The sequence below is a fragment of the Polaromonas sp. genome (assembly GCF_016185115.1).
GTDB lineage: Bacteria > Pseudomonadota > Gammaproteobacteria > Burkholderiales > Burkholderiaceae_C > Polaromonas.
Window position 1 is genome coordinate 1 of the sequence record NZ_JACPOF010000017.1, and the last position, 21,724, is coordinate 21,724.

The 21,724-nt window shown below is 60.0% G+C and carries 22 protein-coding genes; 18 read left to right on the forward strand and 4 right to left on the reverse strand.

Annotated elements, in window-relative coordinates:
* Positions 1-574 precede the first annotated feature (574 nt).
* From HYX42_RS10095 to HYX42_RS10140, 10 genes are all read left to right on the forward strand, one after another.
* Positions 575-1,012 (forward strand): OsmC family protein, encoded by a 438-nt coding sequence (locus tag HYX42_RS10095; RefSeq protein WP_293402489.1) that lies wholly within the window; start codon positions 575-577, stop codon positions 1,010-1,012.
* A gap of 71 nt (positions 1,013-1,083) precedes the next feature.
* Complete coding sequence (locus tag HYX42_RS10100; RefSeq protein ID WP_293402491.1) at positions 1,084-2,046, forward strand: tripartite tricarboxylate transporter substrate binding protein; 963 nt, start codon at positions 1,084-1,086, stop codon at positions 2,044-2,046.
* Positions 2,047-2,200: 154 nt separating this feature from the next.
* Positions 2,201-2,989: a GntR family transcriptional regulator gene (locus tag HYX42_RS10105; RefSeq protein ID WP_293402493.1), complete on the forward strand. Its 789-nt coding sequence runs from the start codon at positions 2,201-2,203 to the stop codon at positions 2,987-2,989.
* Complete coding sequence (locus tag HYX42_RS10110) at positions 2,986-3,774, forward strand: transporter substrate-binding domain-containing protein (RefSeq protein ID WP_293402495.1); 789 nt, start codon at positions 2,986-2,988, stop codon at positions 3,772-3,774. Before HYX42_RS10105 ends, HYX42_RS10110 begins: the two co-directional genes overlap by 4 nt.
* Positions 3,775-3,927: 153 nt before the next feature.
* Positions 3,928-4,590 carry an amino acid ABC transporter permease gene (locus HYX42_RS10115; RefSeq protein WP_293402497.1) on the forward strand — a complete coding sequence of 221 codons (663 nt, stop codon included), beginning with the start codon at positions 3,928-3,930 and terminating at the stop codon, positions 4,588-4,590.
* 3 nt (positions 4,591-4,593) lie between these two features.
* Positions 4,594-5,247 carry an amino acid ABC transporter permease gene (locus HYX42_RS10120; RefSeq protein WP_293402499.1) on the forward strand — a complete coding sequence of 218 codons (654 nt, stop codon included), beginning with the start codon at positions 4,594-4,596 and terminating at the stop codon, positions 5,245-5,247.
* Positions 5,231-6,013 carry an amino acid ABC transporter ATP-binding protein gene (locus HYX42_RS10125; RefSeq protein WP_293402502.1) on the forward strand — a complete coding sequence of 261 codons (783 nt, stop codon included), beginning with the start codon at positions 5,231-5,233 and terminating at the stop codon, positions 6,011-6,013. Before HYX42_RS10120 ends, HYX42_RS10125 begins: the two co-directional genes overlap by 17 nt.
* 69 nt (positions 6,014-6,082) lie before the next feature.
* Positions 6,083-7,051 carry a glycerophosphodiester phosphodiesterase gene (locus tag HYX42_RS10130; RefSeq protein WP_293402504.1) on the forward strand — a complete coding sequence of 323 codons (969 nt, stop codon included), beginning with the start codon at positions 6,083-6,085 and terminating at the stop codon, positions 7,049-7,051.
* 38 nt (positions 7,052-7,089) lie between these two features.
* Positions 7,090-8,271, forward strand: coding sequence for an MFS transporter (locus HYX42_RS10135; RefSeq protein ID WP_293402506.1), 1,182 nt, complete (start codon positions 7,090-7,092; stop codon positions 8,269-8,271).
* Positions 8,268-8,546: a hypothetical protein gene (locus HYX42_RS10140; protein ID WP_293402508.1), complete on the forward strand. Its 279-nt coding sequence runs from the start codon at positions 8,268-8,270 to the stop codon at positions 8,544-8,546. Before HYX42_RS10135 ends, HYX42_RS10140 begins: the two co-directional genes overlap by 4 nt.
* 14 nt (positions 8,547-8,560) lie before the next feature.
* On the opposite strand, the gene HYX42_RS10145 is transcribed toward HYX42_RS10140, so the two are convergent.
* Positions 8,561-9,034, reverse strand: coding sequence for a Cd(II)/Pb(II)-responsive transcriptional regulator (locus HYX42_RS10145; protein ID WP_293402510.1), 474 nt, complete (start codon positions 9,032-9,034; stop codon positions 8,561-8,563).
* Between the two features lie 80 nt (positions 9,035-9,114).
* Here HYX42_RS10145 and HYX42_RS10150 point away from each other — a divergent pair, with 80 nt between their 5' ends.
* The 7 genes from HYX42_RS10150 (at position 9,115) to HYX42_RS10180 (ending at position 14,659) form a co-directional block, all read left to right on the forward strand.
* Positions 9,115-9,768 (forward strand): cation transporter, encoded by a 654-nt coding sequence (locus HYX42_RS10150; protein WP_293402511.1) that lies wholly within the window; start codon positions 9,115-9,117, stop codon positions 9,766-9,768.
* Between the two features lie 70 nt (positions 9,769-9,838).
* Positions 9,839-10,306: a hypothetical protein gene (locus HYX42_RS10155; protein ID WP_293402512.1), complete on the forward strand. Its 468-nt coding sequence runs from the start codon at positions 9,839-9,841 to the stop codon at positions 10,304-10,306.
* A 111-nt stretch (positions 10,307-10,417) separates the two neighbouring features.
* Positions 10,418-10,762, forward strand: a complete 345-nt coding sequence (locus HYX42_RS10160; protein WP_293402514.1) for a hypothetical protein — start codon at positions 10,418-10,420, stop codon at positions 10,760-10,762.
* Positions 10,759-12,189 carry a TolC family protein gene (locus HYX42_RS10165; RefSeq protein WP_293402516.1) on the forward strand — a complete coding sequence of 477 codons (1,431 nt, stop codon included), beginning with the start codon at positions 10,759-10,761 and terminating at the stop codon, positions 12,187-12,189. Before HYX42_RS10160 ends, HYX42_RS10165 begins: the two co-directional genes overlap by 4 nt.
* Before the next feature lie 29 nt (positions 12,190-12,218).
* Positions 12,219-13,661: a copper oxidase gene (locus tag HYX42_RS10170; RefSeq protein WP_293402518.1), complete on the forward strand. Its 1,443-nt coding sequence runs from the start codon at positions 12,219-12,221 to the stop codon at positions 13,659-13,661.
* Between the two features lie 40 nt (positions 13,662-13,701).
* Complete coding sequence (locus HYX42_RS10175; RefSeq protein ID WP_293402520.1) at positions 13,702-14,214, forward strand: cupredoxin family protein; 513 nt, start codon at positions 13,702-13,704, stop codon at positions 14,212-14,214.
* A gap of 91 nt (positions 14,215-14,305) precedes the next feature.
* Positions 14,306-14,659, forward strand: coding sequence for a copper-binding protein (locus tag HYX42_RS10180; RefSeq protein WP_293402522.1), 354 nt, complete (start codon positions 14,306-14,308; stop codon positions 14,657-14,659).
* A 108-nt stretch (positions 14,660-14,767) separates the two neighbouring features.
* On the opposite strand, the gene HYX42_RS10185 is transcribed toward HYX42_RS10180, so the two are convergent.
* Complete coding sequence (locus HYX42_RS10185; protein ID WP_293403466.1) at positions 14,768-16,921, reverse strand: copper-translocating P-type ATPase; 2,154 nt, start codon at positions 16,919-16,921, stop codon at positions 14,768-14,770.
* A gap of 83 nt (positions 16,922-17,004) precedes the next feature.
* Positions 17,005-17,418: a hypothetical protein gene (locus HYX42_RS10190; RefSeq protein ID WP_293402524.1), complete on the reverse strand. Its 414-nt coding sequence runs from the start codon at positions 17,416-17,418 to the stop codon at positions 17,005-17,007.
* Positions 17,419-18,016: 598 nt separating this feature from the next.
* Between HYX42_RS10190 and HYX42_RS10195 the strand changes: the two genes are divergently transcribed.
* Complete coding sequence (locus HYX42_RS10195; protein ID WP_293402526.1) at positions 18,017-19,333, forward strand: TAXI family TRAP transporter solute-binding subunit; 1,317 nt, start codon at positions 18,017-18,019, stop codon at positions 19,331-19,333.
* 18 nt (positions 19,334-19,351) lie between these two features.
* On the opposite strand, the gene HYX42_RS10200 is transcribed toward HYX42_RS10195, so the two are convergent.
* Entirely contained in the window at positions 19,352-21,682 is a 2,331-nt protein-coding gene (locus HYX42_RS10200) for a DUF1631 family protein (protein ID WP_293402528.1), read from the reverse strand.
* Positions 21,683-21,724 lie beyond the last annotated feature (42 nt).

The window sequence follows — 21,724 nt, forward strand, 5'->3', positions numbered from 1 at the left end:
CAAAAGAAAGGCGACCCGACGTCTGGGTCCTTTCGCTGCGCTACAGGCAACCTGCGGTGCTCGATTACGTCGGCGGGAAATACAACTCGCTTCGCTCACACAAGTTTTTCCCCTTGATGCCGTCTCCATCTCCGCTCCTCGGCCCAGCCTCAACGGGGTGGGGATTAAATTCGGGCTCGGATTCGGATCCGGGGAGCCTCAAGCGCGAAGCGCTTGAGGCGAGTCTTGGGGTTTTGTATCTGTATTTGTCTTCCTCCCCTAACCCTTGGAGAGGAGCCGAGAAGCGCAGGGCCAGACGGATCAGGGCTGAAACTTGTCTGAGCGAAGCGAGTTGTTTCAGACCCCGCCTGGACCGAGCATCGCAGGGTGCCCCGCAGGGGACGACGAACAGGGTCGCCTTTTCTTTTCGTTAGTTTTCTTTTGGCGAAGCAAAAGAAAAGTGACTAGCCGCCGGGCTACCCCCGGCTTGGTCATGAAGGGCAACAACGTCAAACCAGAACAGTCATCAACCCCGTCCTACAGACGATAACCAGACCCAACCCCAGAATCATTGTTTGACTTAAAAGGAGCAAACATGATCGAAAAATCTGCATCAGTCCATTGGCAAGGCGCTGGCAAAACCGGCCAGGGCCAGATCAGCACCGAGACCGGTGCACTAAAAAGTTATCCCTATGGCTTCGGCAGCCGCTTCGGTGATGACCGCAAGGGCACCAACCCGGAAGAAATCGTGGGTGCGGCACATGCCGCCTGCTTCACCATGGCATTTGCCTTTGCCTGCGAAAAAGCCGGCATCAACACAGAGGTCATAGACACCAAAGCCGTCGTACGCCTGGCAAAGGACGGTGATGGCTTCAAGATTGACCGCATCGCGCTGACGCTCGATGCCAAAGTACCGGGCATTGACGAAGCCACCTTCCAGCAAATTGCCCAGGGCGCCAAGGCCGGTTGCCCGCTGTCGAAAGCGCTGGCCGGCGTGCACGAGATCACACTCAAGGCAACGCTGCTCAAGTAAAACCGCATCAGGCACGGCGGCGCGACCGCTGTTTATCATGCGTGTTCAATGCATAACAACAGGAGACACGCATGTTCAAACCCAAAGCCGCCCTGGTCGCCCTGCTGCTCGCTGCCAGCACCGTTGCGAATGCAGCCTTCCCTGAGAAACCGATTCGCATCGTCATAGGCTTCCCGGCTGGCGGCCCGCTGGACCAGCATGCGCGCCTGCTGACCGACAGGCTGCAGGCCGTGCTCGGCCAGCCCATCATCGTCGACTACAAATCCGGCGCGGGCGGTACCGTGGGTGCGCAGGATGTGATGAAGGCAGCGCCTGACGGCTACACGCTCATGCTGGCCAACACCGGCGTCATGGTCATCAACCCTGCCCTCTACACAAAACTGCCCTACAACACGCTCAAAGACTTCACACCGATTGCGCGCACCGCCATGCAGCCGCTTGCGCTGCTGGTCAACCCCAAACTGCCGGTGAACAACCTCAAGGAATTCATCGCCTACGCGAAGGCGCGGCCGGGCCAGGTCAACTACGGCTCGGCGGGCAACGGCGGCATCAGCCACCTGGTGCCTGAGATGTTCAAGAACGCGACTGGGCTCTTTCTTGTGCACATTCCCTACCGTGGCAGTGCACCGGCGTTTACCGACCTGATGGCCGGGCAGGTGCAGTTCATGGGGGAATCCATCCCCCAGGCAGCCAACTATCACAAGCAGGGCAAGGTGCGCGCCCTGGCCGTCACCAGCAAAGAGCGCAACCCTGCCTTGCCGGATGTACCTACCGTCATTGAATCGGGCGTCAAGGGTTTTGAGGTGGTTGGTTTCTACGGCTTCCTGGCGCCCGCAGGCCTGCCGAAAGACGTCACCGCCAAATTGAGCGATGCATTCAAACAGGTCATGACCAACCCCGATATCCGCAACCGCATGGTGGCCCAGGGCGCAGACCCGGCCTTCATGGGCAGCGAGGAGTTCGGGCAGTTCCTGGCGGCAGAAATGCCGCGCTGGGCGGCAGCCGTGAAAGCCTCGGGCGCGCGGCTGGACTGAACACGAGGTTCCCAAACCTGGTGCGGCCAGTCATGCAAACCCGGTTGCACGCGCTCAAACAGTGCTCCAAATACGCCAGACTGGTGCCCACAACTTGTATACCAGTTTTATAAGCACTTGAAATAGCTGGCACGCTAGTTGCACCTGTGGATGCATGGCCACTGCATCAGACATCAGCAACCGCATCATTGAAGCTGTCATGGCGCAGAAGCTTGCGCCGGGCTCCCGTCTTGGCGAACAGCAACTGGCCATGCTGTTCGACTGCAGTCGCACCATTGTTCGTGAAGCGCTCAACCAGCTCGCTGCGCGAGGCATCGTCACCGTCAGCAGCCGCCGCGGCTGGTATGTGATCGAACCCTCACAGGAAGAAGCCCGCGAGGCCTTTGAAGCGCGCCGGGTGATAGAGATGGGCCTGATCCGCTGCACGCCAGAGGTCAACAAGGCGGCCATCAAGCAACTGAAGAACCACCTCAGCCGCGAGAAAGCCGCCATCAAGGGCAGTGACGTCGGCCTGCGCAGCTTTTTGCTGGGTGATTTTCATGTCTGCCTGGCCGAGTGCCTGGGCAACAGCCTGCTGGCCGATACCCTGCGCGACTTCACCGCGCGCACCACGCTGATCGCCATGCTGTACCAGTCGTCGCACGATGCGGCGCAGTCGTGTGAAGAGCACGTGCAGATTGTCCAGGCGCTTGAAAAAGGCGACCTGGCTCTGGCTGAAAAACTCATGCAATCGCACATCGGCAGCGTGCAGGCCACACTCAAATTGCAAACCGCCAGCGGCGATCCGCTGGCGCAGTTGCGCAATGCACTCAGCCCACTGATGACCCCTGAGCAAGCCTCCGCCAAATCGGCACAAGACTTGCATACAAGGCCACCCAAAACCCGCCGGGGTGCGGCCAAAACCCCTGATGAACCTTCAACCTACCTGGGAGCATTGTTATGAAAGCCAGCAAACGTATTTTTTCAATCGGCCTCGCCGCAGCAGCACTGCTGGCCACCTTTGGCGCGCACGCTGATGCGCTCGATGACATCGTGAAAGCGAAAAAAATCATCATCGCCATCCCGACAGACTTCCCTCCCTATGGTTTTGTCGGCACAGACCTGAAGCCACAGGGCCTGGACATCGACATGGCCAACTACATCGCTGCCAAGATGGGCGTGGCGATTGAACTGGCCCCGGTGACCAGCGCCAACCGCATTGCTTACCTGTCTACCCGCAAGGCCGACCTGGTGATCTCTACGCTGGGCAAAAACCCCGAACGCGAAAAAGTCATCGATTTCACCTCGGCCTACTCACCTTTCTTCCAGGCGGTGTTTGCCCCCAAAACCGTGAACATCAAGGGCTTTGCCGACCTGGCTGGCAAAAGCGTGGGCGTAACGCGCGGCGCGATTGAAGACCAGGAACTCACCAAACTGGCCCCTGCGGGCTCAGACGTCAAACGTTTCGAAGACAACAACGCCACAGTGTCGTCCTATGTGGCTGGCCAGGTGCAGGCGATTGCCACAGGCGCATCCGTGGCCGGCAACATGATGGCGAAAAACCCGCAACTCGGCACCGAGTTCAAGCTGCTGCTCAAGGATTCGCCCAACTTCATCGGCGTAGGCAAGGGCGAAGACAAGCTGCGCCTGAAGGTCAACGAGATCATTGCTGCGGCCAAGTCGTCAGGAGACCTCGACAAGATGGCCGTGAAGTGGCTGGGTCGCCCAGCAGGCGATCTACCTAAATAACACTTAGCGTCGCAGCGACCTATCGCGAAGCGTTGGTCTCGGCGATATCCAGGCAAGGGACAGCGCGGAACCGGCTTCGCCGGGCCGCAGATGTCGCCCCCTTGAGGGGGTTCCGGCTACACGAAGTGAGCCGAGACAGGGGGGAGCCCAAATATGCGTGTTGAACTCGATTTTGTTGCTGTGCTGAGCCAGTGGCCTTTGCTTGTCAAAGGTGTCGCGTGGACGGTCGGCCTGACGGTTATTTCTGCCGTGATTGGCGTGGTGATCGGCATTGCCTTTGCCTGGTCGCGCTCGCATGGCTCGGTGTGGTTGAAGGCTGTGGTGGGCACCTATGTGGAGCTCATACGCAACACGCCTTTTATCGTGCAGCTCTTTTTTGTCTACTTCGGACTGCCGGCTGCGGGGGTCAAGCTGTCGCCTGAGGTAGCGTCCATCATCGCGATGGTGATCAACCTCAGCGCCTATGCGACGGAGATCATTCGTGCAGGCATCGACGCCACACCCAAGGGGCAGATCGAGGCGGCCATGAGCCTGGCGCTTAACCGCATACAGACATTCATCCGCGTGGTGCTGCCGCCTGCGCTGCGCAAGGTCTGGCCTTCGCTGGTGAGCCAGATCATCATCGTCATGCTGGGCTCGGCAGTGTGCGGGCAGATCTCGACCGCAGAATTGAGCTACGCCGCCAACCTGATACAGAGCCGCAACTTCCGCGCGTTTGAGGCTTATATCGTGGCGACTGTGATCTATCTTTCGCTCGCCATAGCCGTTCGTCAGCTATTGAATTGGCTCGGCCCAAAATTTCTTTTCGGGAGATAAGCCATGGTTGACTTCTCTGTCTGGGATATCTTCCGCAACCTGCTGCTGGCAGCGCGCTGGACTGTTGTGCTCTCACTCATCGCCTTTATTGGCGGCGGGCTGGTCGCCTTGCTGCTGCTGGTTGCGAGGCTGTCCAAGGTCAAGGGCATAGGCCCCTTTGTCGGCGGTTATGTGCAGCTCTTCCAGGGCACACCGCTGCTGATGCAGCTCTTTCTGGCCTACTTCGGACTGGCCCTGTTTGGGGTGCGGACCTCTGCATGGGTGGCTGCATCGATGGCGCTCATCCTCTACACCAGCGCCTACCTGACCGAGATCTGGCGCGGCTGCGTGGCCTCCATCCCCAAGGGCCAGTGGGAGGCGGGCCAGAGCCTGGCGCTGAGCTTTCGTGAGCAGTTGCAGTACATCGTGTTGCCACAGGCCATCAAGATTGCCATCCCGCCCACCGTCGGCTTCCTGGTTCAGGTGGTCAAGGGCACGGCGCTGGCGTCGGTCATCGGCTTCATCGAGCTGACCAAGGCCGGCACCATGATCACCAACGCCACCTTCAAGCCTTTTGTCGTCTACAGCTGTGTCGCCCTCATGTACTTTGCGCTGTGTTTCCCCATCAGCCTGTACGCCAAGATCCTGGAAAGGAAAATCAATGCAAGCCGTCGCTGAAACCACCACCGCTGCCGCAGACACCTCGCTGCGCGCCATCGTGCAGATCACTGCACTGCGCAAATCCTACGGTACGAACGAAGTGCTCAAAGGCATTGACCTCAATGTCAAACAGGGCGAAGTCATTGCCATCATAGGCAAAAGCGGCTCCGGCAAAAGCACGCTGCTGCGCTGCATCAACGGGCTGGAAGTCTTCCAGGAAGGTTCGCTCACCGTTGACGGCAAACCCCTGCTGCATGAGAGCGCCATGGCCATGCGCGAACTGCGCCAGCGCGTGGGCATGATCTTTCAGAGCTTCAATTTATTCCCGCACCTGACAGTCGGCAAAAACATAATGCTTGCGCCATCGCTGGTCAAAAAGACGGCGGGGGCTGCGGCCATCGAGCAGGCCCGCAAGCTGCTGGCACGTGTGGGCCTGGCTGAAAAGTTCGATGCCATGCCCGAACAGCTTTCGGGTGGCCAGCAGCAACGTGTGGCGATTGCACGCGCGCTGGCGATGGAACCAGCCGTGCTGCTCTGCGATGAGATCACCTCGGCGCTGGACCCTGAACTGGTAGGCGAGGTACTGCGCGTGGTCGAAAGCCTGGCCGACGAAGGCATGACCCTGCTGATGGTCACGCATGAGATGAGTTTTGCGCGCAAGGTGTCTGACCGCGTGATCTTCATGCACCAGGGCCGGGTGCATGAGATGGGCCCACCGGCAGAAGTGTTCGGTAACCCGCAAACGCCTGAACTCAAGCAGTTCCTGTCGTCACTGCACGACTAAGGCATAAGCGCAGGCGGGACACTCCTGGCCGTCACCCAGCTTTAATGCGGGAACGGCACAATAAGCGGCGTGACTCTACGCCGCTTTTTTTACGCCCTTCTCCTGCTCTGCTGCCTGCCAGCCGGAAGTTTTGCATTTGACCTGCAAGGCCACAGGGGCGCCCGTGGGCTGGCACCTGAAAACACACTCGCCGCTTTTGAGCAGGCATTGAAAACCGGCGTCACCACACTGGAGCTGGACATCGGCGTCACCGCCGACGGCGTGGTGATCATCTCTCACGACCCCTGGCTCAACCCTGCCTTTACCCGTGATGCGAATGGCCAGTGGCTGCAAGGCCCGCGCGGGCCGCTGCTTCGCTCACTGACATTTGCACAGCTTCAGGCGTATGACGTCGGGCGCATCAACCCGGCATCCAGCTATGCCAGCCAGTTCAGCAGCCAGCAAGCGGTGGACGGACAGCGTATTCCGGCACTCTCCGCATTGTTCGAGATGATCAAGGCGGCGGGCGCGAACAGCATGCGTTTCAATATTGAAACCAAACTCAACCCGTTGGCACCCGCAGACACAGTCAGCCCGGAGGCCATGACGCAGGCCCTGCTGAAAGTCGTGCGCGAAGCGGGCCTGACCCAACGTGTGACGGTGCAGAGCTTTGACTGGCGTTCGCTGAAACTTGTCCAGCAACTTGAACCGTCCGTAAACACAGCCTGCCTGGGTGCACAATCTGCAACCGGCGACACGCTGCAAAGCGGCGTGTGGACGGCGGGTCTGAAGCTGGCCAACTACGCTGGTGTGCCGCAACTCGTGAAGGCCGCAGGCTGCACCATCTGGTCGCCCAATGCGGCGTCGCTCACGCAGGATCTGGTGAAGCAGGCACAGGCGCTCGGCCTCAAGGTACTCCCATGGACAGTCAATGCCCCCGCCGACATGCAGAAGCTGCTGGAATGGCATGTCGATGGCATCATCACCGACTACCCTGACCGCCTGCGGACCGTGATGCAACAACGCGGCATGCCGCTGCCTCCGGCCTTCAACCGCTAGCTTCTTTCAATAACCGCGTTACTTTCCTGCCGAATTTCATGCCGCCGATTCTTTATTTCTTCGCGCTCTGCAACCTCGTCATTGGCAGCAGTGCCTTTGCGCTGAACGGCATTCTGCAGCCTGTCAGCACGGCACTCGGTATCAGCGTCGCAGCGGCAGGCCAGGTCATGACGGCCTATGCCATTGCCACCGCAGTACTGGCGCCACTCTTTATTGTGCTGACGGCAAGATGGCCCAAAAAACGTACGGTGCAGTTTTCACTGGCGCTGTTTACCGCGGGGTGCCTGCTGTCTGCCCTGGCGCCCAACCTGCTGACGCTGCTGATGGGCCGCGCGCTCATGGGCGCGGGCGCGATGTTCACGGCAACCGCATCGGCGCTGGCCGTGACCATGGTGTCGCCTGCGCTGCGGGGCCGTGCACTGTCGACCGTATTCATGGGCATGAGCATCAGCTATGCCGTCGGGCTGCCCCTGGGGGCTTGGCTGGGTTTTGAATACGGCTGGCGCGTACCCATGTGGCTGTCTGTTGCCGCAAGCCTGTCGGCACTGGTGGCCGCCAGCTGGTTGATCCCGTCAGGCATGAGCAGCGGCTCTGCAAGCTTTGCCGGCTTCAGGGCTGCGGCGCGCCAGGGTGCGGTGCTGCGCATATGGCTGCGTACCCTGCTGTCATTTGTGGCGATCTTCAGCGTGTTCACCTACATCGGACCGGTGCTGCTGACGCTCAACCCCATGGGTTCCAGCCAGCTGGCGATGATACTGGTCATGTTTGGCCTTGCAGGTGTGGTCGGCTCGGCGGCAGGCGGCTGGGCGAGCGACCGTTTCGGTGCCATGAGAACCATCCAAACCGGTCTGGTTGTGCTGATTGCCATGCTTGCCGTACTGCCCTTCACGGCCGGCCATATGCCATTGATGCTGTTGGTACTGGCCGTATGGGCCATTTTCGGCTTTGGCCTGATGTCGCCACAGCAAAGCCTGCTGGCCAGCCTGTCGCCCGCGCAGGCACCTCTTTTGCTCAGTCTGAATTCATCCATGCTTTACATAGGCACGGCGCTGGGCGCCATCATCAGCGGCGCGGCCATCAGCCACACCGGGTTTGCGCACATCGCGTGGGTGGGCACACCGTTTGGACTGGCCGCCGTCCTGACGCTGCTGTTTGATCGCACACCGCAAGCTTTGCCAGTCAGGGCCACAGCGGCCGTAGCGTCGGAGTGCCGCTCATGACACCCCAATCCCAACTGGACATCCTGCAGTCTGCGCTGCAACAGCTGCGCAACGAGCCCTCACAACCATCGGCTTTTTCAAACCTTGCACGAGGTCAGCAAACGCTGACGGCGGCGCTGCCGGAACGCTTCAACGAGGTGTTGCTGCAGTTGCTGGACAGGCTTGAGTCGAGCGCACTGTTCACGGAAGAGAGTTGTTCTTTCAGTCACGCCGGGCTGCTCGACAGCCTGCAAATGTGGATGGACAAGGCGCAGCTGCAGCTGAAAAAGGGCTGATCCTGAACGTGGCCCTACACGTGACGTTTGCGGCCTGCAGGCGCCTTCGCCGCCAGAGGCATCGCATCGGCGCGCTCATGCAGTGCTTCAATGATGTGGCAGTGCGTGTCCGATCCGTCACAGCGGCTGCGCAGGGCCTGCAGATCCTTTTCAAGCACTTTCAGTTCAGCCAACCGGGCTCGCACGTGGGCCAGGTGGCCATCGAGCGCGCCCCGGGCGGTCTCGCAATCGGCCTTGATCTTGAGGTCAAGTCCAAGCAGGGTGCGCACTTCGTCCAGCGACATGTCCAGCGCGCGGCACAGACGTATGAAACGCAGCTGGTGCACGTCGCCTTCGCTGTAGAAGCGGTAGCTGTTCTCACTTCGGCCATGCGGGCTGAGCAGCTTTTCCTTTTCATAAAAGCGGATGTTGGCCGTGCTGACGCCGCTCAGCCTTGCAGCATCGCCGATCAGATAACCCTGTACCGGCAGGGGGCTTGAAGAAGGCATCGCTTGACCTTAAAGTGACTTCAGGGTTTCAAATCATGCCATGAACCACAAAAACCGTGGTTTTCAAAGAGAAAGAACAGATGTCTGCACATTGCCACAACCATGCCACCGACACGAGCGACTACACCCCGCGCTACCGCAGGATTTTGTGGATAGCGCTGGTGGTCAACGCGGCCATGTTTGCGGTCGAGCTGGGTGCGGGCTTCAAGTCAGGCTCGGTCTCCCTGCTGGCCGATGCCATCGATTTTTTCGGTGATGCGGCGAACTACGCCGTGACCCTGGCCGTGTTGTCCATGGGCATGGCATGGCGCTCGTGGGCAGCAGTTCTCAAGGGTTTCAGCATGCTGGGCTTCGGGTTGTTTGTCCTGGGCAAAACCGCCTGGAACGCCAGCCAGGGTGTGACGCCCGAGGCCATCACCATGGGCACCGTGGGCCTGCTGGCCCTGATCGCCAATGTGACGGTGGCGGCCCTTCTCTACTCCTACCGCAAAGGCGACGCCAACATGCGCAGCGTCTGGCTGTGCTCCCGCAACGACGCCCTGGGCAACGTCGCCGTCATGCTGGCAGCACTGGGCGTAGCGGGCACCAGAACAGCCTGGCCAGACCTGGCCGTGGCACTGGTGATGGCGCTGCTGGCCATCAGCGGGGGCTGGTCGGTGTTGCGGCAGGCTCGCACCGAACTCACTGGCGTTGCGGCCGTTGCAGGTGACCACGGCCACAACCACCCCCACTGAGCGTAAAGAAAACACCACGGCAACCCGCTCGCTGATTGAACTTTTGTCACAGCCGACTATCATTAAACCCATGCGCCACCTGTTGCTCGCCCTCATGATCGTCCTGCTGCCCCTGCGCGGCGGGGTCGGCGATGCGATGGCCACGCAAATGGCATTGGGCACTACAGGCAGTGCCACGCATCACATGCCAGGTGGCACGCAACCAATGTCGGATGCAGAAGACATGGTTGACCACGACCACGCTTCAGGCACTGAATCACACGCATCCCACTCAATGGCAGAACAGGCTCCGGCTCAAGCGATGCACGACTGCAATGGACATGCAGGCCGGGATGACCAGGGCACTGCGGAGAGCACGGCTACTCATGACGGCCCTTGCAATACCTGCGAAGCCTGCCAGGCCTGCCACACCGTTGCACTGTCGCCAACCCCTGACCTGCGGGGCATTTCTTTTGACACGCCCACCCTGGCTCACGACCTGCTGACGTCATTTACCAGTGCCAGCCTGGCCCTGGGACAAAAACCACCGATTTCCTGAGTTCAAGGCCCGTATTGGGCCTGTACCTGCAACGGGCTCGCGCATCCAAGCGCGAAAAGCCCGGAAAACCGCGATTTCTTCAATCGCCCGCATGTATTTCAGGAGGTTTCCGTGACTCTCACATCTGTTTTCAAATCAGGTCCACGGCCTGGTGTCTGCCTGGCCCTCACCGCTGCCGGCTTTCTTGTGGCGGGCGCCAACACGGCGCGTGCGCAATCCCCCGCCCCAGCCACCGCGCCTGACACGCCTCTGACCTTCAGGTCTGCATTTGAGGGCTACCAGCCCCTCACCGACGAAAAAATCGTCAACTGGAAAGATGCCAACGACACCACGCGCCGTATTGGCGGCTGGCGCGCGTATGCAAAGCAGGCTCAGGCGCCGTCGACCGCCCCCCCTGAAAAGGACGCGTCGCCACCGGCAGGGGCTGACCCACATGCAGGGCACGGCAAGCCATGACCGCAGCACCCATCAAACCCCTTTTCAAACGGGCCGCCCTGACGCTGGCTGTACTGGTAATGGCAGGTTGCGCGGCGGTCGACATGGACAAGACCATCAGCGAAACCAACGGCACAACAGGCAGCTTCACGCAAGGCAGGCTGGAACTGGTTCGCGGCGAGCAGCAAAAGCAGGCGCGTGCAAAGCTTGCCAGTGAACTGCTGGCACGGCCTCTTTCGATGGATGATGCCGTGCAACTGGCACTGGCCAACAGCCCTGCCCTGCAAACCCTGCTCGCGCAGAGCTGGAACGACCTGTCCCAGGCCGACAGGGATGGGCGTATCGCCAACCCGGTGTTTACCTTTGAACGCATCACCTTCAAGGACGAGCTCGAATTGGGACGATTGGTGTCGTTTGGCCTGCTTGACCTGCTGACCCTGCCGAAAAGACAGGCTATTGCCCAGGCGCGGCAGGCGCAAGCCAAAGTCCAGCTCTCCGCAAACGTGGTTGAACAGGTGACACAAATCAGGCAGGCGTGGGTGCGCGCGGTGACGTCCGGCCAGGTTCTGCAGTACGCCCAACAAATCAGTACCGCAGCCGAGGCGAGTGCAGAACTGGCGCGGCGTATGCAGCAGGTGGGTAACTTCAACAAACTCCAGCGGGCGCGCCAGCAGGTTTTTTATGCGGATAGCGTTGCAAGGCTGGCGTCGGCGCAACACCGCGCACTGGCAGCGCGCGAAGAACTTGTACGGCAACTCGGTCTGACCGACGCACAGGCCGCGCAGCTCACGCTGCCGGGTCGCCTGCCGGATTTGCCTGTGGAACCGCGTCCTGCCAGCCTGGTGAGCAGCACGGCCAGCGACCAGCGGCTGGACGTACAGCTGGCCCGCAGCCAGCTCGATGCCGCAGGGCAGTCACAAGGGCTGAACCTTCTGACCAGCGTGGTGGACGTGGAGCTGGGTGTTCGACGGGACACGGTGTTTGACAACGGCGCAGGCAGGGCCTTCCCGAAGCGCGGGTACGAGCTTGGCATACGCCTGCCGATTTTCGACTGGGGCAGCGCCAGACGCGATGTGATGAACGCGCAATCACTGGCCGCCGCGAACCGCTATGAAACCACGGTGAGAAACGCATCATCACAACTGCGGGAAAGCTACTCGGCTTACCGCACCGCGTATGACCTGGCGCGTCACTATCGCGATGAAGTTTTGCCCCTGCGCAAAACAATGGCGGACGAAAACGTTCTGCGCTACAACGGCATGTTGATCGGTGTCCTTGAGCTGCTCGCCGACACCCGCGATCAGATTGCAGGCGTGGTCACGGCCATCAATGCCTATGAACAGTTCTGGCTGGCTGATGCCGCACTCAACGCCTCCATGACTGGCAAACCGACTGCAGTGCTGATGGCCGCACCTTCGACAGGTAGCGGCGAAAGAGCCGGGCATTGAGTACCCGCACCCCAACAAGGACAACAGAAATGAACAACCGAAGAAAATTTTTGACGGGTGCAGGCGCGATCACTGCCGCCGTCAGTGCGGCCACCGTAAGCCGCGTGGCGATGGCCGCATTGCCGGAGCCTGTCATTCAGGACAAGCCTGACACCATGGCCCCGCTGGTTCCCAACTCAGGCAGGCCTTACAACCCGGTGGTCACACTGAACGGCTGGACACTGCCCTGGCGCATGAACAATGGCATCAAGGAATTCCACCTGGTCGCCGAACCTGTTGTGCGTGAATTTTCACCGGGCTTCAAGGGGCATTTGTGGGGCTATAACGGCCAGTCACCCGGCCCCACGATTGAGGTGGTGGAAGGCGACCGTGTCAGGGTCTTTGTCACCAACAAGCTGCCCGAGCACACCAGCGTGCACTGGCATGGCCAGCGTGTGCCCAACGGCATGGACGGCGTGGCAGGCCTGAACCAGCCAGCCATTCCCTCAGGCAAGACCTTCGTCTATGAGTTTGTCGCGCGCAGGCCTGGCACATTCATGTACCACCCGCACGCTGACGAGATGACGCAGATGGCGATGGGCATGATGGGTTTCTGGATCACGCACCCCAGGGCGAAGCACCCCCTGATTGACGAGGTGGACCGGGACTTCGTCTTTCTGCTCAATGCCTACGACATCGATCCCGGTGCCTATACCCCAAAAATCATGACCATGCTGGACTTCAACATCTGGAGCTGGAACAGCCGGGTCTTCCCGGGTATTGACCCGCTGGTGGTGCGCAAGAACGACAAGGTACGGATTCGCCTCGGCAACCTGACCATGACCAATCACCCGATCCATATCCATGGCCACGAATTCACCGTCACCGGCACTGACGGCGGGCCGGTTCCCAAAACCGCGCGATGGCCGGAGGTCACGACTGATGTGGCTGTCGGCCAGATGCGGCAGATCGAGTTTGTCGCCGACGAAGAGGGCGACTGGGCGTTTCATTGCCACAAGAGCCACCACACGATGAACGCCATGGGCCATGACGTACCCACACTGATTGGCGTGGATCACAGAAAAATCGTGCGCGATATCACCAACGTCATTCCCGACTACATGGTCATGGGCGAACGCGGCATGGCTGACATGGCCGAAATGGAGATGCCTCTTCCGGACAACACCGCCCGGATGATGACGGGTGAAGGCCCGTTCGGTTCGGTCGAGATGGGCGGCATGTTCAGCATGCTCAAGGTACGCAAGGATCAAAAAGCCGGCGACTACAAGGACCCCGGCTGGTACAGGCACCCGGCTGGAACGGTGGCGCATGAATGGACAGGCGCAACTCCGAATCCGGCGCGCTTCTCGTCGGAAGGCGGGCAAACCATGCGGGCGCAAAACATGCCAGCCAAAGAAGTTGAGGTGCAGATCCGCAAGCCCGCCACGAAGGCCGCGAATGACATCAGGGGCGCAGGCGGCATGCACCATTGACCCGATTTTTTATTTTTAACCGCACACAGAAAGTTGACCCATGAAAATCCGAAACACTCTTATTGCACTTTCTTCGCTACTGCTGGCCATGACGGCCACAGCGGCCGGTACCCATGGCGGCGGACAGGGCGAAGACGCCATTGGCAAGCCAGGCGTTGCATCAAGGGTTTCGCGCACTGTCGTGGTCGACATGACAGATGCGATGCGCTTCAACAGTTCAAACATCATGGCAAGGCAGGGCGAAACCATCCGCTTTGTGGTGAAGAACTCGGGCAAGGTCAAACATGAAATGGTCCTGGGCACCGAAAAAGAGCTCAGGGAACACTATGAGGTCATGAAAAAGAACCCGGAGATGGAACACGCCGACGCCAACATGGTCACGGTGGCACCGGGCAAAACCGGTGAAATCATCTGGCAGTTCACCAAAGCCGGAAAAGTAGACTTTGCCTGCCTGCAACCCGGCCACTACGATGCCGGCATGAAAGGCGTGGTAACGGTCACTGGCAGCAAAACAGCACCAAAAGAAGACGGTCATGACACTCACAAACACTGATGTGCAGGGTCATACGACGATAACTTGCAGCATGGTTAGTCATGACACCCCAGTGGCACAGCTGCTGCGATAAATCCTGAAAGAAACCAGTATGAAAAATCTCAACCCCACGGTCATCATTTGTGCGCTGTTGATCGGTGCTTCGCCTTCTTATGCAGCGTCCCCCGAGGGGGCCCCGAGCACCATGGGTGACTCCACCAATGAGGCCGCCACGGACGCATCAGACATGGCCGAAGGTGAAGTCCGAAAAGTGGATGTGGAAAACCAAAAAATCACCATCAGGCATGGCACCATCAAAAACCTTGACATGCCTGGCATGACGATGGTGTTTCAGGTCATGGACCCGGCCATGCTTGGGAAAGTAAAGGCCGGGGACAAAATCCGTTTCAGGGCAGAAAAGGCCAACGGTGCGATTGTCGTGACCGACATCCAGCCGGAGAAATAAACACTCCGCAGTACGGCCGCAGGCGTGAGTGGATTGCCGGCACAGGACTTCTTCCTTCGCTTGCGATGCGGCGTACACCTTGCGGATGCAACGCCAGCTCCACCAGACTCAGCCCCGGCCACGCCTCAGCCGCAATGCGTTGCCAATCACCGAGGCTGAACTCAGGCTCATGGCCAGCGCGGCAATCATCGGTGACAGCAGCCAGCCCGTGAACGGATACAACACGCCAGCAGCAATGGGAATACCGAGCGAGTTGTATAAAAAAGCAAACATCAGGTTTTGCTTCATGTTTGCGACGGTGGCTTCTGACAGCGACCGGGCAATGGTGATCCCGCGCAAATCGCCCTTGACCAGGGTGACCTGCGCGCTGTTCATGGCAACATCTGTACCGGTACCCATGGCGATTCCCACATCGGCCCTGGCCAGTGCGGGGGCATCATTGATGCCGTCTCCCGCCATGGCAACAATGCGCCCTTCGTTTTGCAGGCGCTCTACCAGAGTCAGCTTGTCGGCCGGCTTGACTTCACCATGCACCTCGTCGATGCCCAGTCGCGCGCCAATCGCTCTGGCGGTGGTCAGGCCATCACCGGTAGCCATCACAATGCGCAGCCCGGCCGCTTTCAGCGTGGCCAGCGCCTCCGGCGTGCTTTGCTTGACCGGGTCAGATACAGCCAGCAATCCGGCCAGCTGGCCATCTACCGCCAGATACATCACGCTGGCGCCCTCCGCGCGCAAGGCCTCTGCCTCAGGAACCATGGCCGCGACAGATGCGCCAGTCTGCTCCATCAAGGTGGTGTTGCCCAGCGCAAGCTGACGTCCCTCTACCTGCCCTTTCACGCCTATGCCAGAGGCAGAGTCAAAGTTTTCGGGCTTGCCGAGTGTCATATTACGTTCGCGGGCGGCCCGCACGATTGTTTCGGCGAGCGGATGCTCGCTGCCCTGGTCCAGACTGGCGGCGAGGCGCAACACTTCGTCAGCTTCAATGCCGGGTGCAGGAACCGCACGATCAAATGATGGCCGGCCCTCCGTGAGAGTGCCGGTTTTGTCGATGACGAGCGTATCTACCCTGCGCAGATTTTCGATCGCAGCTGCGTCGCGAAACAGCACGCCCCGCGTCGCGCCGTTACCGGTGGCCACCATGATGGACATCGGCGTGGCCAGCCCCAATGCACATGGACAGGCGATGATCAATACAGAAACCGCATTGATCAAGCCAAATACCCAGCTTGGTTCGGGCCCAAAAAATCCCCACGCCAGAAATGTCAACACGGCAAGCAATACAACTGCAACAACAAAGTAGCCGGCAACCTGGTCAGCCATGCGCTGCATGGGTGCTTTGGATCGCTGTGCCTGCGCCACCATTTGCACAATTTGCGACAGCATCGTGGCAGAGCCCACCTTCTCCGAGCGCATGACCAGCGCGCCACTGGTGTTAAGCGTTGCGCCTATCACCTTGTCTCCTGCGCGTTTGCTGACGGGCAGAGGCTCGCCCGTCAGCATGGACTCATCCAGTGCGCTGCTGCCTTCAATCACGACACCATCGACCGGCACTTTTTCACCGGGGCGCACGCGCAGCATGTCACCGACATGCACGTTATTCAAAGGCACGTCCTCCTCGATGCCGTCACTGCCAATCCGCCGCGCTGTCTTTGGCGACAGCCGTAACAGCGACTTGATGGCTGCCGAAGTCTGCGACCGGGCTTTCAGCTCAAGCAACTGCCCCAGCAGGGTCAGGGAAATAATGACAACAGCTGCTTCAAAATAAACAGCCACCCTTCCCATGGAAACGAATGAGGCCGGGAAGACCTGCGGCGCAACAGTTGCCACCACGCTGTAGACAAACGCGGCGCCAGTGCCAAGGCTGATCAGCGTCCACATATTGGGGCTGCGCTTCACGAGGGACTGCCAGCCACGCTGAAAAAACGGCCCGCCAGCCCACATCACCACAGGCAGGGACAGTGCGAGTTCAATCCAGCTTTGGAACGCCATGCTGAACAGGTTCAGCCTGTGCCCGCCCATCGCCAGCGCCGTGACCACCACCGTCAAAGGGAGGGTCCACCAGAAGCGTCGCTGGAAATCGGTGAGTTCCCTGTTCTCGCCCTCTTCAAGCTCGGGGATCAACGCCTCCAGCGTCATGCCGCATATGGGGCAGTTGCCGGGATGGTCCTGGCGTATCTGCGGGTGCATGGGGCAGGTGTAAATGGCGCCCGCCTGGATGGGAAGCCGTGTCTGCGTATCCGGTTTTGCAGACTTTGAGGTCATGCCGTGCATGGCCGGGTCATGGTCATGCACAGCAGAACCCGTCACCTGGTTTTTTTACTTGCCGGATGGCCTGAACTTCGAGGTCAATGGTGTTCATGGCCTGCGCCCTGCGTCGCTGGCGAAACAGGCATCCGGTCCATCATCATTTTCATCATGCCCTGCATCATGTCCATACGCTTTTCCATCATCTGCATGCCTTTCATGTCGCCCATGCCGGCACCCGACATGCCATCCATCATGGCCATGCCGTCGCGCATGGTTTTCATGTGTTCCGCCATCAGCTTGCTTCGCTCTTCAGGCGTCTTTGCGTTCATCATTTTTTCGTGCATGCCCTGCATGCTTTTCATCTGCGCATCCATTTTGGCCATGTGGTCAGGCGCAGCCATGCTGTTGGAGGCGGTGTGACCCATGGGCATCATGGGAGCGGTGTTGCAGGCAATCAGTGTGCTGGTTGCTGTCAGGGCCAGTGCGAGGGGAATAAATCTGAAATGTGTCATGAAAGACTCCGGTTTGGTAACGAATGAGGACAAAAATGCGAAAGACCTGAATCAACACAGCTGCGATTCCTGAACAGTTCTGCAGGCTGCAGATACAAACAAGCACAAAGCCAGATCACGTTGCAAGACGGAACCAGGCAACGCCATGCGGGACCGGACTCACGCGGCGGGGCGGCTAGAGCGCCAGCCGCGAGCAACTCACCCGGATGGGCAACGCAGGTATCACGCACTGCATGCCGCCTGGCCGATCACGCATCGAGCTGACAAGCGCAGCTTCGGTCCTCAAGACTGCAACTAGGCGTGGCGGAAGTTCATATTACGCAGCGGCAACGCCAAAGTATTGATCTTCGTCAACAACAGTCGCGTGATGCGCACCGAGCCCTGGATGTGCGCTGCCAACGCCTTGCTGCGGAGGTCTTGCCGCGCACCCCGGGGTTCTCCCTGCGGCTCTGCATGCCGGGTCTGGTTGTTGACGGGTCGGGCGGCTGGTTCCCTTTCGTGCCGCCGCAGCATTGAAAGCAGCCTTTACTGTCAGCAACAATTGATCCAGGGCCGACGGGCATTTTTCTGTGCCGTGCGCCCGTGCTATGGTGCGCCCATGACAAAAAACATACGCTACACACTGCTGTCCATACGGGATATGGCGGTATCTGCCGGGCCGTTCGTTTTTCTGGCTGTTGCCCTTCTGGCGCTGGCCTACTGGTGGCTTGACCCCAACCCGCCCAAGCGCGTGACGCTCGCAACCGGGCCGGCGCAGAGCGCCTATGAAGAGTTCGGCAAACGTTATGCCAAGGCGCTGGCGGTTGAGGGCATAGAGGTGGTACAGGTCGCCTCGGAAGGCTCTGCGGCCAATCTCCAGCTGCTGCGTGAAGGCAAGGTAGACCTCGGTTTTGTTCAGGGCGGCACCAGCGACTACACCGACACAGATGAGGAACGGCTGACCTCACTGGGCAGCCTGTTTGTGGAGCCGGTATGGCTGTTTTATCGTGAAGAATCGGCACGCAAGGTGACTGCGACTGCGACGCTTTCAAGCCTTGCCCAACTCCAGGGGCTACGCGTCAATATCGGCACACCTGGAAGCGGCGTACCCAGCCTGATGATCAAGTTGCTTGAAAGCAACCGCATAGAACCCGCCACAATCAGGCTGTCGACACTGACGCAGACGCCGGCCACCGTGGCCTTTCTGGGTGGCGAACTTGACGCGATTGTGTTTGCCTCGGCCCCCGAGTCCCTGATGGTCCAGATGCTGCTGCAAACGCCGGGTATCAAACTGATGAACTTTGCCCAAAGCGAGGCCTACTCGCGCCGTTTCGCGTTCCTGAGCCCGGTGCGGCTGCCGCGTGGTGTGGTTGACCTCGCCGGCAATATTCCGCCTGAAGACGTCCGGCTGGTTGCATCGACCACGGCCCTCATCACGCAGCAGAAGACGCACCCTGCCCTGCTGCAGCTTTTTGCCCAGGCCGGCAACCAGATTCACGGCGGTGCGGGCTGGTTCAAGCGGGTGCGCGAATACCCGAACATCGAAAACAACGAGCTGCCGATTGCCAAGGAGGCTGAACGCGCCATCAAGACCGACACGCCCCTGATGCAGCGCTACCTGCCGTTCTGGGTTGCCAACCTCATAGAACGCATGTGGCTGGTCATGGGCATCATCATCGCCATCATGCTGCCGCTGTCGCGCATCGTGCCGCCGCTCTATGCGTTCAGGGTGCGCTCACGAATCTTCAGGTGGTACGGCCAGTTGCGCAACATAGAGGTGCGCATTGCCACCGAGGACAACGGCAAGCTGCTCGCGGAACTTGACCAGCTTGAAAGCCTCGCGGAAAAAGTCAGTGTGCCACTTTCCTACACCGATGAACTCTATGCGCTGCGCAGCAATATTCACCTGGTGCGCAGGAAGCTGCAGCGTACCTGACCCCGGGTGCGGCGGGCATCAATGCCCGCTGCCATCCACGCTGTTGCGCATGGCCGTTCGCGCCACGGTGTCGAGCGCCCCATCGAGCACGCCTTGCTGGCTGACAACCTTGACCAGTTCCTGCAGCAGCAGGTACTCAAGCAACGGACCCGTCATTGAATGGGTACGCCCGCCTTCACTGGTAAACATGTAGAGGGTCTGGTAGGGGCTGATCCATGTCAGCTGTGCGCGCACCCACTGCGTGTCCTGCAGCAATTCGACCCAGTCGCCAAGGCGGAGCGCCACGCTGCCCGAAGGGTCTGCCGTCCGCTGATCCTGCACGGCATCCCCGGGCGAGGGAGGCTGTGAGTGCGGCTGTGTCGGCTCGAAGCCGGGCTTGTTGTCGCCGACATCGTTCATGAAGCCGGAGTTTTGCGCTTCCGTCGGCGCAAGCCAGGGGCGCATGCTGTGGGAAGCATCCCGTGCATCGAACGCGTCCTCAAGGTCACGGCGTTTCCGGGCCTTTTCAGCCTGCTCGTCCAGAACATCCGGCTCGGCTTTGAGTGCAGCCTGATGCAGGGCCATCAACTCATCAAAGAAGGGTTTCGACTGGGCCAGCGGATAGTCGATGGACAGCAGGCCGGCACGCAATTTCTCAAGCATGTCGGGAATCATCCTGACGAGGCGCTTGCGGTGCTTCGAGGTCTGCCCGGGGTCCAGGCTCCACAGCACTTCACCAAGCGTCAGACTGAATTCGGCCTTTCTCGCCCCCTCGCCGCCATGCTCACCCATCAGACGCTCCTGGGCCATGACCTGCGCCCACGGGCCTGTAAAAAACGCGGTCACGATACGGTTGCCACTGACAAAATCCGGGCGGGCGCGTATTTCGGCTGCAACCTTTTCTGCCATCAGGTTGCGCTGTTCGGCCTGAAGCAGCGCCTGCACCGCACGGCCCTGGGATTCGCCGTCCGCCGTCTTGCGAAGGGCCTGGCTTTGCTCAAAGCTCTTCAGCAGGGTGGCGAAATGCTGTGCATCCGTCGCATGCTCTTCCGTCAGCAGGCTGGCCACAGCCTGGAGGTCATCCATGAAACCCGCAAAACCGGGTACGCTCTCGCTCGAATACGCAAGACTTCTGGCCGTGATGGCCTCCAGCAGGCGCCGGCCAGGATGATTTTTGTCGCTGAAAAATCGTGGGTCGTTGACGCCCAGCCGCAAATAGGCTGGCTCGGCATCGGCGATCACCTTGCGTACCGGCTCCAGCAGACGCGGGTCACGGGCCATCTGTTCGATCATCAGGCCGACAACTTCAATGGCCAGTGACTGCCCCAGACTCTTGGCTTCAAGTTTCAACTGGGCGCGCATCTGGGTCAGCTGTTGCGGCGGCGGCGTGCGGGCCTTCCTTGCACGGGTGGATGCAGTGCCCTTTTCCTTCAGCTCGGCCAGCACTTCCATGGCTGCAGGCACTGTGTGTGAAAAATTCTGCTGTGCCGACTGGTCAAAGCCGGACGGCAGCAGGTCTGCCTTGAAAGATTCGTCATAGTCGCCTACGAGCAGGTGGTGCAGACGGTCAAGTGTCAGCACGGCCTCCGCACCTGCTTTGCCCGGTGCCGCCGCGACCGGCTCGCCAGCGGGGACAGACGGCAGCTGACCAGACTGCGGAGGTTCCGCCGGTGCTTCTGCAGCCCGACCACCTTTTTCTGCGGGTGGAATCACGCCGTAGGCTGCCGGGGCGATGCCATGCTTCACGAGTTGCTCGTTCAGTTCCACATAGAGTGACTGAAGCTGTCGGCCCATGATCTGGGCACCATGCACCAGCCAGCGCGACCGGGCGTTACTGTCTGCCGGCAGGCCCTGCAGGAGCTTGAGCAGGGCCTGCGAGATGATCTCTGGCCTGAGCGGATTCTTGTCAGTCTTCACGGATTTGAAGCCCTGGGCAGTGCTCAGGCGTGCCGACAACACGCTCAGTCCGGCCTCGCACCCCATGCTGATGACCTGCATCAGCCTCGCGCTGTCAACGGTTTCCTGGACCTGGTTGTCACCCATCAACTCCAGATCATCAAAACTCAGCGAAGAAAAAGACTTGCCGCCCCGGTCAGACTTACCGGCGGACGGGGGTTTGGTGTCATCGGCAATCTCGCGCGCCAGCGCAGGTGCAAAACCATGTTCTATGGCGGCCTGGTTTCTCTTGAGTGAAGCGATCGCATCCTGTAACTGACGCTTTTCGGCGTTGTCCCCGATCAGCATGGATCGGTCATACATGGCGTCAACAAGCTGGCCGCACCAGCCCTGGATGATCAACGGGCATTGCCTGAAAGCTTCGTTCAGGCAATCGGTGTAGGCGTCGGTGAGTGCTTGAGGGGAAATGCTCATGCTGATAGTGTCCATGAATGCAGCGTCACCTGTAAAGGCCGG